13 protein-coding genes are annotated in these 12012 nt (G+C 73.1%); 6 read left to right on the top strand and 7 right to left on the bottom strand.

What is annotated here, in order from left to right; genetic code table 11:
* On the top strand, positions 1–107 hold a 107-nt coding region (locus tag QSK00_RS26185; protein WP_285591427.1), incomplete at its 5' end, for an integrase core domain-containing protein.
* Between the two features lie 21 nt (positions 108–128).
* On the opposite strand, the gene QSK00_RS26180 is transcribed toward QSK00_RS26185, so the two are convergent.
* From QSK00_RS26180 to QSK00_RS26155, 6 genes are all read right to left on the bottom strand, one after another.
* Positions 129–1280, bottom strand: a complete 1152-nt coding sequence (locus QSK00_RS26180) for an acetyl-CoA C-acetyltransferase (RefSeq protein ID WP_285595705.1) — start codon at positions 1278–1280, stop codon at positions 129–131.
* Between the two features lie 135 nt (positions 1281–1415).
* Positions 1416–2036 (bottom strand): TetR/AcrR family transcriptional regulator, encoded by a 621-nt coding sequence (locus tag QSK00_RS26175; RefSeq protein WP_285595703.1) that lies wholly within the window; start codon positions 2034–2036, stop codon positions 1416–1418.
* A 9-nt stretch (positions 2037–2045) separates the two neighbouring features.
* On the bottom strand, positions 2046–2279 hold the full coding sequence (locus QSK00_RS26170; RefSeq protein WP_285595702.1) for a hypothetical protein: 234 nt from the start codon (positions 2277–2279) through the stop codon (positions 2046–2048).
* Positions 2279–2818 carry an aromatic-ring-hydroxylating dioxygenase subunit beta gene (locus QSK00_RS26165; RefSeq protein ID WP_285595700.1) on the bottom strand — a complete coding sequence of 180 codons (540 nt, stop codon included), beginning with the start codon at positions 2816–2818 and terminating at the stop codon, positions 2279–2281. The genes QSK00_RS26170 and QSK00_RS26165 overlap by 1 nt, the downstream gene beginning before the upstream one ends.
* On the bottom strand, positions 2815–4080 hold the full coding sequence (locus QSK00_RS26160; RefSeq protein ID WP_285595699.1) for an aromatic ring-hydroxylating oxygenase subunit alpha: 1266 nt from the start codon (positions 4078–4080) through the stop codon (positions 2815–2817). Before QSK00_RS26160 ends, QSK00_RS26165 begins: the two co-directional genes overlap by 4 nt.
* A gap of 10 nt (positions 4081–4090) precedes the next feature.
* On the bottom strand, positions 4091–5296 hold the full coding sequence (locus tag QSK00_RS26155) for an enoyl-CoA hydratase-related protein (protein ID WP_285595698.1): 1206 nt from the start codon (positions 5294–5296) through the stop codon (positions 4091–4093).
* A gap of 61 nt (positions 5297–5357) precedes the next feature.
* Between QSK00_RS26155 and QSK00_RS26150 the strand changes: the two genes are divergently transcribed.
* A complete protein-coding gene (locus tag QSK00_RS26150) occupies positions 5358–6116 on the top strand; it encodes an enoyl-CoA hydratase/isomerase family protein (protein ID WP_285595696.1) in 759 nt (252 codons plus the stop codon).
* A 198-nt stretch (positions 6117–6314) separates the two neighbouring features.
* Complete coding sequence (locus tag QSK00_RS26145) at positions 6315–8021, top strand: class I adenylate-forming enzyme family protein (RefSeq protein WP_285595693.1); 1707 nt, start codon at positions 6315–6317, stop codon at positions 8019–8021.
* 101 nt (positions 8022–8122) lie between these two features.
* Here QSK00_RS26145 and QSK00_RS26140 read toward each other — a convergent pair whose 3' ends face one another.
* Complete coding sequence (locus QSK00_RS26140) at positions 8123–9427, bottom strand: phytoene desaturase family protein (protein WP_285595691.1); 1305 nt, start codon at positions 9425–9427, stop codon at positions 8123–8125.
* Positions 9428–9500: 73 nt separating this feature from the next.
* On the opposite strand from QSK00_RS26140, the gene QSK00_RS26135 reads away from it, so the two are divergent.
* The 3 genes from QSK00_RS26135 to QSK00_RS26125 are packed head-to-tail and all read left to right on the top strand — an operon-like array spanning position 9501 to position 12011.
* On the top strand, positions 9501–9953 hold the full coding sequence (locus QSK00_RS26135) for a MaoC family dehydratase (protein WP_285595690.1): 453 nt from the start codon (positions 9501–9503) through the stop codon (positions 9951–9953).
* A gap of 28 nt (positions 9954–9981) precedes the next feature.
* Positions 9982–10845: an SDR family NAD(P)-dependent oxidoreductase gene (locus QSK00_RS26130; RefSeq protein WP_285595686.1), complete on the top strand. Its 864-nt coding sequence runs from the start codon at positions 9982–9984 to the stop codon at positions 10843–10845.
* 5 nt (positions 10846–10850) lie between these two features.
* Positions 10851–12011: a thiolase family protein gene (locus QSK00_RS26125; RefSeq protein ID WP_285595684.1), complete on the top strand. Its 1161-nt coding sequence runs from the start codon at positions 10851–10853 to the stop codon at positions 12009–12011.
* Position 12012 lies beyond the last annotated feature (1 nt).

Raw genomic sequence — 12012 nt, 5'->3', positions numbered from 1 at the left:
ACCATCAGCGGCTGGCCGCCCTGGACACCTGGGTCCACGACTACAACACTCGCCGCGCCCACTCCGCCCTCGGCGGCCAGCCACCAAACACCCGCCTCGCCTGCTAACAACGTGACGGGTCACGACAACTAGAGCCGCTCGATGATCGTGACGTTGGCCTGACCGCCGCCCTCGCACATCGTCTGCAGCCCGTAGCGGCCGCCGGTGCGCTCCAGCTCGTGGAGCATCGTCGTCATGAGCCGCGCCCCGGTGGCCCCGAGCGGGTGCCCGAGCGCGATCGCCCCGCCGTTCGGGTTGACGCGCTCCGGGTCCGCGCCGGTCTCGATCAGCCACGCCTGCACGACGCTGGCGAACGCCTCGTTGATCTCGACGACGTCGATGTCGCCGATGTCCAGGCCCGTCCTGCGCAACGCGTGTGCGGTGGCCGGGATCGGCGCGGTCAGCATGATCACCGGATCGGTGCCGCGGGCCGAGACGTGGTGGACGCGGGCGCGGGGGGTGAGCCCGTGGTCGGCCACGGCCTGCTCGGAGGCGATCGCGAGGCACGCCGCCCCGTCGGAGATCTGGCTGGCCACCCCGGCGGTGATCCTCCCGCCGGGGGCGAGGGTCTTCAGCCCGGCCATCTTCTCGGCCGTGGTGTCGGCGCGGGGGCCCTCGTCCGCGGACAGCCCCGCGACCGGCTCGATCTCGCGGTCGAACCGGCCCTCGTCGATGGCCCGCAGGGCTCGCCGGTGGCTCTCGAGGCCGAAGCGCTCCATGTCCTCGCGGGAGAGGTTCCAGCGGTCGGCGATCATCTCGGCCGCCCGGAACTGGGAGATCTCCTGCGTACCGTAGCGCGCCTCCCAGCCCTCGCAGCCGGTCCACGGGTCGACCGCGCCGAAGGGCTCGCCGGCCGCGAACGACGACAGGATCGGGTACTGGCTCATCACCTGCACCCCGCCCGCCAGCACGAGGTCGGCCGTCCCCGACATCACGGCCTGCGCGGCGAACGACACCGCCTGCTGGGACGACCCGCACTGGCGGTCGACGGTGACCCCGGGGACGGACTCCGGGAGCCCGGCCGCCAGCGCCGCGGTGCGCGCGATGTCGCCGGCCTGGGCGCCGATGGTGTCGAGGCAGCCGAGGATCACGTCGTCGATCGCCTCCGGGTCGACGCCCGTGCGCTCGACGAGCCGGCGGATCGGGTGCGCCGCCAGGTCGGCCGGGTGGACCTTCGCCAGGCCCCCGTTGCGTCGGCCGACCGGGCTGCGGACGGCGTCGACGATGTACGCCTCGGGCATGGGCACCTCCACGTGCGGGAACCGGGTGCCGCCGAGTTTAATCCAGAATAAGAACCGTGGACAGGCATCGTGGCGACCTGCTGACGTCGGAGGTCAGCGGTGGGCCACGGCTGACTCACCGGCACCGACCCGCCGTCAGGGACGTAGGCCGGCCCGCACGATCCGCTGGGTGGTCGCGACGACCTCCTCGAGCGAGTTGCGCTCCGGGTCCCACCACTCGGGCGCCCAGTTGAGCGCGCCGAGCACGAGCATCCGGGCGGCGCGGGTGTCGACGTCGCGCGCCATCCCACCGGCCGCGACGGCGTCGTCGACGAGGGAGCGCCACACGTCGGCGTAGGCCCGTTGTCCGACCAGCTGGCGCTCCCGGATGTCGGCCGGGAGCTGGCCGGCGTTGCGGATCGCGGCCTGGGAGAAGTCCGAGCGGCCCAGCACCACCTCGAGGTGCGCGGCGATCGCGTGGGTGATCCGCTCCATCGCCGGGGTGTCGGCGGGCAGCGCGTCCAGCGACGCGACGACGTGCTCCATCGTCGCGCGCTGGCCGACGGTGACGACCTCCTCGAGGAGCTCCTCCCGGGAGGACCAGTAGTAGTAGACGGCCGGGGCCTGGACCTCGGCGACGGCCGCGACGTCGGTGAGCCGCGTGCCCGCGTAGCCCTTGCGGCTCAGCACCTGCGCCGCCGCGAGGAGGATCCGTTCCCGGGTCCGGGCGGACTTCGCCCCCTCGCGCGCCGTGCCGGCGGATCGTTCTCGGGCCACGGCCGGAGCCTACGGTCCGCAGCCCTCCGACCCGTCGTCCCGCCACCGGTGCCGCGACGGGTCGAGCAGCTCCCGCAGGAAGCCCTCGGGCGCCCAGACGATCGACTCCAGCTCCAGCGCGTCGAGGAATCGCACGGCGCCGGAGCGCAGGTCCTCGAGGCGCAGCCGGGGGCTGTTGCCCTGCGTGTCCAGCGAGACCCGTACGGTGGCGAACTCGCTGGCCACCACCCCGACGTCGTCCATCAGAGCAGGAAGGACATGGACGGCAGGGCCCGGTCCGAGTCGACCAGCACCACCTTCTTGGCCGCCATCCGCACCGCTCCGTCGACCCGGCGCAGCCGGTGGGTCACCCGCCCCACCCACCAGGTCGAACCGCGGTCGCGCGACTCCAGGACCTGCACCACCGAGGTCACCACCGTGTCGCCGCCCTCGTGATCGAGCACCTCGACGTTCGTGACCGACCGGCACAGACGGGACAGGGGTCGCTGGGCGTGGCGCTTGCCGGTCCGCAACTGCTTGATGCGGGTGGCGATGCGGTTCCGGTTGTCGAAGATGATCGACATGGTGGTCCGGGGATCCGCGCTGTCGTCGACCGGGACGTAGTAGGTCGCGTCGTCGGTCCAGAGCGCCTCCCACGCCTCGAGCTCCCAGGCATCGGCGAGTCGAGCCTCCCGGTAGAGGAACGCCTCCGCCTCGGCGAGGGGGATCGGGTCGCCCGGCGCGGCGGTGTGCTCCTGCGGGGCCGGGGTCCCGTCGACGATGTGCTGCGCGGCGGCGGTCATGCCGGGTCCATGAGCGTGAGGTAGTGCGCCCACATCGCGCGCATGGAGGTCTCGTCGGTGGCGGTCCCGACGGTGAACCCGTGCTCGTCGGTGCGTTCGCGGGCCAGTCCGCGGCTCAGGTCGAGCCACTCGGGCTGCCGCTGGGCGACCCCCCGCTGGTTGCGCTCGTACATCTCGGCGTCGTCGGCGAGGAGCATCCCCGCGGGCCCGACGGATCCGACGCACTGCGTGACGAGCCTGCGGTTGAGGTCGGGGGCGCCGGCGAACTGGATGGCGGTCACGTGCTGCACCGTGCGGTCGACGGCGACCGGCTGGATCACGAAGAGCTGGATCTCGGCGATGAAGAGGTTCGGGAAGATCATGACGTGCGGCGAGCCGTTGATCATGATCTCGTCGCCGGTCTCGGCCCCGTAGGTCGCGCGCATCGCCGCGGCGTAGTCGGGGATCTTCGACTCCGGTGTCCCGGACCAGCCCATGGGCACGCCGAGGCGGCGGAACTCCGGGCTGAGGTCGTTCTCCGAGTGCCCGCCGCCGAGGGCGCGGGTCACCGCCGTCGACTTGTCGCTGTAGAGCGCGCCGATCCCGCTGCCGGAGATCGAGAAGATCGAGGAGTGGACGAACTGGGGGTGGTAGCCGTCGGTCTCGTTCTCGACGAGCATCTTCCAGTTCGCGGTGACCTCGTGGCGGACCCAGCCCGCGGTCAGCTCGACCTCGCCCTCGGGGGAGAGGCGGCACAGCTGGTCGATGCGCTCCGCGGCCGCCCCGAGGTGCTCGCGCAGGGTCGGACCCTCGGCGGCGAGGCTCGCGAAGACGAAACCGCGGTAGCTCTCGACCCGGGGCGCGGCGCCGAGCCCGGACAGGCGCTCCTTCGCCTGAGCGCCGCCGTAGCCCTGGTTGAACGGGAAGCCGAGCAGCTCGCCCGTGTTCGCGAACGTCCACCCGTGGTACGGGCAGCGGAACGACGAGGAGTTGCCCCGGTCGGCGTCGCACACCAGGTTCCCGCGGTGCGAGCACCGGTTGTGCAGGACGTGGATCGCCCCGGTGCGGTCGCGGGTCAGCACCACCTGCTGGGGTCCGATGTGCTTGCGGACGTAGTCGTTGGGCTGCGGGACCTCGCTCGTGTGCCCGACGTAGACCCACGTCGAGTACCAGATGCGCTCGAGCTCCCGGGCGTAGACGTCCGGGTCGGTGTAGAGCGACCCGTGGACCCGGTCGGGCCGGACGCGGGACCGGAGGTCGCCGGTGAGTTCGGCAGTGCTCATCGCTGACTCCTCATCGCCCGTGGAACTCCGGACGCCGCTTCGCGACGAAGGCGCGGATGCCCTCGCCGGCGTCGACCGTGGTCCCCGCCCGGCTCATCTCGTCGGTCTCGGCCACGAGCTGCTCGGACAGCTCGGTCCGCCAGCTCTGCCGCAGGAGTCGGCGCATCCGCCCGAAGGCCGCCGTCGGGCCCGCCGCGAGCCGGTCGGCGAGGGCCCGGGCGCGGGCCTCGACCTCGTCGGCGGGCAGGACCTCGGTGACCAGACCCCACTCCAGCGCCTCCCGCCCGTCCAGGCGGCGGTTGAGCAGCAACATCTCCTGGGCCCGGCGCATCCCGACCACCCGGGGCAGGTACCAGCTGTTCGCGCCGTCGATCGCCAACCCGATCGCGGCGTACCCGAGCGCGAAGGCGGCGTCCTCGGCGGCGACGACGATGTCCGCGACGTGGGCGAGTCCCATCCCGCCGCCCGCGGCCGCGCCCCGGACCGCGCACACCACCGGGACCTCGAGGGAGGCGAACCGGTCGAGCGCGAGGTGGTAGAGGTCGGTCATCTGGCGCAGCCGTGCGCCGCGGTCGGCGTCGTCGGTCCCGGCGAAGAAGGGCAGGTCGCCGCCGACGCTGAGGTTCCGGCCGGCCCCGCAGATCAGGACCGCCCGCACCGTCGGGTCGGCGCCCGCGCGGAAGGAGGCCTCGTAGAGGTCCTCGACCATCGTCGGGTCGATGGCGTTGCCGGCGTGCGGCCGGTTCAGGCGGACCGTGGCCACCCCGCCGTCGACGGTGTACTCGACCACCCGCAACGGCCGTTCACCGGCCGGGGGCGAGGGGAGCGCGGCCGCCCAGCGGGCGCTGTCGGTGTACTGCGCGAGCCCGACGATCCGGTCGTCGTCGGCGAAGGCCAGGACGTGCGCGAACGCCGCATCGAGCGGGGCGCCGCCGTCCCGGGCGCTGCCGGTGTAGCGGCCCAGCACGACGAGCCCGCCGTCGGCGAGGGGGAGCATCCGCTCCGGCTCGGCGCGGGCCCGGTAGTGCCGTCCGATCGCCCACCAGAAGTCCCGCGTCATCGCCTCGGGGCCGGTGTGGTGGCCGCCCAGGTCGAGCGGCAGGCCCTCGGTCGTCTCGCCGACGAAGTCGGGGTGGAGCAGCTCGCCGAGCGCGCCGGCGTCGCCCGCGGCCAGGGCGTCGTAGAGCGTGCGGGCGAGCTTCTCGCGGTCGGACATCGGCGCTCCTCGGCTACAGTTCTAATCCAGATTAGAACACAGGTCGACGAGGAGGTCTCCCATGTCCGACGCCCCGGTCCTCGCGCGGGTGGAGGGGCACGTCGGGTACGTGACGCTGAACCGGCCGCACGCCCGCAACGCCGTCACGATCGGGCTCGCCGACGGGCTCCACGACGCGCTGGTCTCCCTCGCACCCGAGGTCGCGGTTATCGTCGTCCGGGGTGCCGGCGGCACGTTCTCGGCCGGCGGGGACGTCGACGAGGTGGCGCGGCTGGCGGCCGAGGGCCCGGCGGCCCTGCGGGTGCTCTTCGAGCGGTTCGGTCGCGCCTGCTCGGTGGTGGCGACGCTGTCGGTGCCCGTGGTGGCGGTGGTCGAGGGCCACGCGATGGCGGGCGGGTTCGAGTTCATGCAGGCCAGCGACATCGCGCTCGTGCGCGACGACGCGGTGCTCGCCGACAACCACCTCGCGGTCGGGCAGGTGCCCGGGGGTGGCGGCTCGCAGCGGCTGCCCCGGCTGGTCGGGCCGCAGCGGGCGCTCGGGCACATCCTGCTCGGCGACCGGCTCGACGGGCGGCAGGCGGTCGCGTGGGGGCTGGCGTACCGCTCGGCCCCGGCCGAGGAGTTCGAGGCGATGGTCGACGCCGTCGTCGCTCGGCTCGCGAGCCGGGACCGCGAGGCCGTCGCCCGCACCAAGCGGCTGGTGCACGAGGGACTCCGGCTGCCGCTCGACGAGGGGCTGGCGCGCGAGACCGACGTCGTCGTGGAACATCTCGCCGACGGCGCGGCCGAGCGGTTGGTCCGGGCGGTCCGCTCCCGGTAGCCGTCCGCTCCCGGTAGCCGTCCGAGACGTCACCCATCGGTCTCCGACGCCGGTCGGGCGGGTGGGTGACGTCTCGTCCCACGGTCCGCGAGGTCACCGCCCGTGGCGATCAGGTGACGCAACTGGGCGTGGTCCGGCTCACTTCTCTTCTCTACTCTTGATTAAAAGACGGGGGCGACGAACGGAGTGGATGCCGCGATGACCGAGAGCCTCGACGAGCGCCGGGAGGCCCTGCGCCGCCGGTTCCCCGTGTGGACCCCGATGACGCTGCACGAGCGGCTGGCGCAGGTCGCGGGGGAGTTCGGCGAGCGGCCCTTCGTCATCACCGACGACCGCACGGTCACCTACGCCGAGACCGACGCCTGGTCGCGACGGCTCGCCGACGGTCTCGCCGCGCTCGGGGTCCGGCCGGGGGACCGGGTCGGCATCGTCATGGCCAACTACCTCGAGTTCGTGCCGCTGAAGTTCGCGGTCGCGCGGGCCGGGGCGGTCGCGGTGCCGTTCAACTACCTCTACCGCACCGACGAGCTGCGCTACGTCCTCGAGCAGTCGGCGTGCCAGGTGCTGGTGACCATGACGGGCTTCATGGGTCTCGACCAGCTCGGGATGCTCGACGAGATCGCACCCGGCTGGGACCGCGGTGAGCAGACCACGCTGCCCGCGCTGCGCGACGTGGTCCTGCTCTCCACCGACGGCCGCACCCGCGAGGGTGTCCGCACCGTGGCCGACCTGGAGAGCCTCGGCGCCGCCCACGCCGGCGCCTCCGACGGCCGCGGCGCCGAGCCGACCGACGTCGCCGACATCCTCTACACCTCGGGCACCACCGGCTCGCCCAAGGGCGTGCTCATCACGCACGACGCGAGCCAGCGCACCGGGTACGCCTCCGCCCTGACGCGGGCGTTCGAGGACGGCCGACGCATCCTGTTCTCCCTGCCCTGCTACCACATGTTCGGCTACGTCGAGGGCCTCATGGCCGCGATGGTGGTCGGTGGCGCGATCGTCCCGCAGACCGCGTTCGACCCCGGCCGCTACCTGGAGGGCATCGAGCGCCACCGCGCCACGGACATCCTCTGCGTCCCGACGATGACGGTGGCGCTGCTCGAGCATCCCGATCTCGCCACCCGCGACCTCTCCAGCCTGCGCGCGATCCTCTCCGGTGCCGCTCCCGCGCCGGTGTGGCTGTGGGAGAAGGTCCGGGACGCCCTCGGCGTCGACGAGATCGTCACCGGCTACGGCATGACCGAGCAGGGCGGCGCGATGACGCTCTCGCTGCCGGAGGACCCGCTGGAGGTCATGGCGACCACGGTGGGCCGGGTCAAGATGGCCGGCGCCGCCGGGATCGTCGAGCGCGACGGCGACCTCACGGAGTTCCGCACGATCGACGTGTTCGACGGCGAGCCGCTGCCCGCCGGGCAGGAGGGCGAGCTCGCGGCCCGCGGCCCGACGAACATGCTCGGCTTCTGGGGCAAGCCCGAGGAGACCGCACTGGCGCTCTCGGACGACGGGTGGGTGCGGTCCGGCGACCTCGGCATCGCCCGGGACGACCGCTACCTCGTGCTCACCGGCCGCAGCAAGGAGCTCTACAAGTCCGGCGGCGAGCTCGTGATGCCGAAGGAGGTCGAGGAGGTGCTGTCGCGCCACCCCGGCGTGAGCCAGGCCTACGCCGTGGGCGTGGCCGACGAGCGCTGGGGCGAGATCGGCGTCGCGTGCATCGTCCGGAAGCCGGGCGTCGAGGTGGACGCCGAGGAGCTCATCGCGCTGTGCAAGGAGCAGCTCGCACGCTTCAAGGTGCCGCGTCGCGTCGTGTTCCTCGCCGCCGAGGAGCTCCCCAGCACCCCGACCGGGAAGATCCAGAAGTTCCGTCTGGCTCGGATGGTGGCGGAGCGGTCGGTCGTCCCGGGCTGAGCCGCCGTCAGTCGTGGGCCACTGCTGACGTCCAGTGTCAGCCGTGGTCCACCGCTGACGTCCGGTGTCAGCCGTGGGCCACCGCTGACACCGGGCCCGCTCTAGACGACCGCCGTCACCGGGAACCGCGCGGCGATCTCCTCGACGACGATCTTCGCCGTCTCGGCGCACGCGGTGGTGCCGCCGTTCGCGTACTGCTTCACCGCGTCGCCCACGTTCCACAGGTTGGGCACCGGCGTGGAGTGCGTGATGTCGAAGCCCGCCACCGCGCGCTGGGGCGGCCAGCCGTCGCGCCACACCGACGTCGAGAGGATGCGCGCGTCGGCGAACCCCGGGATCTGCTCGTGCAGGTCCCGGTGCAGCAGCTCGGTCTCGGCGGCCACGTCGAACGGCCCGGTGGCCGGCTGGGGGACCGAGGTGCCGTTGTAGAGGTGCCAGCCCTCGGGGGCGGTCTCCGGGCAGGTCGCGGTGAAGTTGGCGACGTAGGCCATGCGCCGGGTCTTCGCGAAGCTGAGCAGGCCCGGCGCCTCGACCAGCGGCGTCCGGCTGGCGAAGTTGACGACGATCATCGAGCAGGGCGTGGTGTCCACCGTCGCCACGTACTCCGCGGCGAGGCGTTCGCGCCCGACCAGGTCGGCGGTCGCGGCGGGCCCGGCGTCGCTGACCACGAACCGGCAGTCGACCTCGACCTGCTCGCCGGGGCGTGCGACGGTCGCGCCGGCGACCGACCCGTCGTCGTGCAGGCGCAGGTCGGTGACCTCGCTGTCGAGCCAGACCTCCCCGCCGTGGGAGACGACGAGCTCGGCGAGCGACTGCCAGATGCCGATCGTCCCCTCGGGGCAGAACCCGAATTTCTTGAAGGCGCTCTTGCGGGTGAAGTAGGTGAGGAAGACCTGCGCGGGCAGTTCCTCGGAGCTGACCGCGAACACCGAGCCGCACATGTTGCGGAAGATGCCGTGCACGTTCTCGTTCGACGTATAGCGCCGGATCCAGTCGGCGGTCGACAGCGAACCGGTCGGCATCCCCTCGTCGGTGCGGGCGGCGCCCAGCCCGTCGAGCAGTTTCGCGCCCTGCCGGGTCAGCTTCGAGAGCAGGAATCCCCAGCCGCCGCCGGTGACGTCGACGTCCTTGCCGCCGATCCGGTAGAGGATCGGCGGCTTCGGACGGCGGACGTCGAAGCGCGCCCCGACCTCGGCGAACGTCTCCTCGGTGACGCCGCCGACCTCGATGACGATCGCCCCGTTGTTCACCGTGAACCCGTCGATCACCTCGCTCGAGGCGCGGCCGCCGACGCGATCGAGCCGCTCGACCGCGAGGGGCCGGTAGCCCCGGTGGGCCAGGCGCGCGGCCGCGAACAGGCCGCCCGCCCCGGCGCCGATCACGAGCGCGTCGAACCGCTGCGCCATGGGTGTCCTCCTCGGCGACGACATGTTTTAATCGAGATTAGAACAAGCGCTCGCACAGCGGCAAGGAGGTCCGATGCGGACGTTCGTCGGGGTCGACGAGGTGTCCGGTGCCGTGGGGGAGACGCTCGGGCCGGGGGAGTGGGTGACGGTCGACCAGAAGACGGTCGACACGTTCGCCGACGCGACGGGGGACCACCAGTGGATCCACGTCGACCCGGAACGGGCCGCGCAGGGGCCCTTCGGCGGCCCGATCGCCCACGGCCTGCTCACGCTCTCGCTGCTGCCGGTGCTGCTCGCCGGGCTGTACCGCATCGAGGGCGTCCGGATGGGCGTGAACTACGGATACAACAAGGTCCGCTTCCCGGCGCCCGTCGCCGTGGGGTCCCGGGTTCGCGCCACCGCCACGGTCGCGGAGGTGACCCCGCTGGACGGGGCCGTGCAGGTCGTGTTCGCCACCGTCATCGAGATCGAGGGCGGGTCGAAGCCCGCCTGCGTCGTGGAGAGCATCGGGCGCTTCTACGCCTGAGCCGCAGCAACCAGGGAGGAGCACGGCTGTGTCCGGAGTCGAGGGTCGGGTCGTCGCCGTCACCGGGGCGGGTAACGGGCTGGGCCGGGAGTACGCCCTGCTGCTCGCCCGGCACGGCGCCCGCGTGGTGGTCAACGACCTCGGGGGCGCGCGGGACGGCACCGGGTCGGGCCGGTCGGCCGCCGACGAGGTCGTCCGCGAGATCCACGAGGCCGGCGGCGAGGCGGTCGCCAACCACGAGAACGTCGCCGACCCGGCGGGCGGGGCGCAGGTCGTCGCGGACGCCCTCGGGGAGTGGGGCCGGATCGACGGCGTCGTCGCGAACGCCGGCATCCTGCGCGACGGCGCCTTCCACAAGATGAGCGAGGCCGACTGGCAGTCGGTGCAGGACGTCCACGTCGGCGGTGCCTTCCACGTGATCCGCGCGGCCTGGCCGCACTTCCGCGAGCAGCGGCACGGGCGCGTCGTGGTGGCGACCTCGACGTCGGGGATCTACGGCAACTTCGGGCAGTCGAACTACGGCGCCGCGAAGAGCGGGCTGATCGGGCTGATCCGCACCCTCGCGATCGAGGGCGGGCGGTACGGGATCGTCGCCAACGCGATCGCACCGATGGCGGCCACGCGGATGACCGCCGACATCGCCCCGCCGGAGGTGCTGGAGAAGCTCGGCCCCGCGCACGTCGCACCGGTGGTGGCACACCTGCTCGGCGACGAGTGCACCGACACCGGGTCGGTGATCGTCGCGGGCGGCGGGCAGGTCCACCGCGTCGCCTGGTTCCAGAGCAAGGGCGTCACGTTCGCCGACGTGCCCACCCCGGAGCAGGTCACCGACCGGTGGGACGAGATCACCGACCTCTCCGGCGCCGTGCCCGGCGTCAACCCGGTGGGGTGAGCGGCGTGCGCGAGGCCGTGATCGTCGACGCCGTCCGCACCCCGGTCGGCCGGGGGAAGGCGGGTGGGGCCCTGGCCGACGTCCACCCGATCGACCTGCTCGCCGGCACGCTCGAGGCGCTCGTCGGGCGCACCGGGCTCGACCCGGCCCTGGTGGAGGACGTGATCTGCGGGTGCGCCCAGCAGGTCGGGGAGCAGTCCGGCAACATCGGGCACAACGCGTCCCTCGCCGCGGGCTTCCCCGAGACCGTGCCGGGCACCACGATCAACCGCCAGTGCGGGTCGAGCCAGCAGGCCGCCGCGTTCGCCGCGCAGGGCGTGATCGCCGGGGCCTACGACGTCGTCGTGGCGTGCGGCGTCGAGTCGATGAGCGCCGTCCCGATCGGCAGCTCCCGCCCGAGGAGTCGGGGGGAGCGCACGGCCGCGCGCTACCCGGACGGCCTGGTCAACCAGGGCGTGTCGGCGGAACTGGTCGCGCGGCGCTGGAAGCTCGGGCGCGACGACCTCGACGCCTACGCCGCGGAGTCCCACCGCCGGGCCGCGCAGGCCTGGGCGGACGGCTTCTTCGACGCCGAGGTGGTGCCGGTCGGCGAGCACCGCACCGACGAGACGGTGCGGGCCGGGACGACGGCGGAGGGTCTCGCGGGCCTGCGTCCGTCGTTCCGCACCGCGGAGTCCGAGGCACGGTTCCCCGAGATCGACTGGAGCATCACGCCGGGGAACTCCTCGCCGCTCACCGACGGCGCCTCCGCGGTGCTGATCATGGACGCCGACCGGGCCGAGCAGCTCGGGCTGCGGCCCCGTGCGCGCTTCCACGCGTTCTCGGTGGTGGGCGACGATCCGCTGCTGATGCTCACCGGCCCGATCCCGGCGACCCACACGGTCCTCGCCCGCGGCGGGCTCGGACTCGACGACATCGACGCCTACGAGGTCAACGAGGCGTTCGCATCGGTCCCGCTGGCGTGGGCGCACGAGTTCGGCGCCGACCCGGAGCGGCTCAACCCGCGCGGCGGCGCGATCGCGCTCGGGCACGCCCTCGGGTCGTCGGGCACCCGCCTGCTCACGACGTTGCTGCACCACCTCGAGGCGACCGGCGGGCGTTACGGCCTGCAGACCATGTGCGAGGCCGGCGGCATGGCCAACGGCACGATCATCGAACGGATCTGAC

Source organism: Actinomycetospora sp. NBRC 106378, assembly GCF_030269685.1.
In the GTDB taxonomy this organism is placed as follows: Bacteria; Actinomycetota; Actinomycetes; order Mycobacteriales; family Pseudonocardiaceae; genus Actinomycetospora.
This window is presented reverse-complemented; position numbering and strand designations above follow the sequence as displayed.

Excerpts from the sequence above, each read along its gene's own strand:
- QSK00_RS26180 (WP_285595705.1), bottom strand. The coding sequence starts at position 1,280 with ATGCCCGAGGCGTACATCGTCGACGCCGTCCGCAGCCCGGTCGGCCGA.
- QSK00_RS26170 (WP_285595702.1), bottom strand. The coding sequence starts at position 2,279 with ATGGACGACGTCGGGGTGGTGGCCAGCGAGTTCGCCACCGTACGGGTC.
- QSK00_RS26165 (WP_285595700.1), bottom strand. The coding sequence starts at position 2,818 with ATGACCGCCGCCGCGCAGCACATCGTCGACGGGACCCCGGCCCCGCAG.
- QSK00_RS26160 (WP_285595699.1), bottom strand. The coding sequence starts at position 4,080 with ATGAGCACTGCCGAACTCACCGGCGACCTCCGGTCCCGCGTCCGGCCC.
- QSK00_RS26155 (WP_285595698.1), bottom strand. The coding sequence starts at position 5,296 with ATGTCCGACCGCGAGAAGCTCGCCCGCACGCTCTACGACGCCCTGGCC.
- QSK00_RS26150 (WP_285595696.1), top strand. The coding sequence starts at position 5,358 with ATGTCCGACGCCCCGGTCCTCGCGCGGGTGGAGGGGCACGTCGGGTAC.
- QSK00_RS26145 (WP_285595693.1), top strand. The coding sequence starts at position 6,315 with ATGACCGAGAGCCTCGACGAGCGCCGGGAGGCCCTGCGCCGCCGGTTC.
- QSK00_RS26140 (WP_285595691.1), bottom strand. The coding sequence starts at position 9,427 with ATGGCGCAGCGGTTCGACGCGCTCGTGATCGGCGCCGGGGCGGGCGGC.
- QSK00_RS26135 (WP_285595690.1), top strand. The coding sequence starts at position 9,501 with ATGCGGACGTTCGTCGGGGTCGACGAGGTGTCCGGTGCCGTGGGGGAG.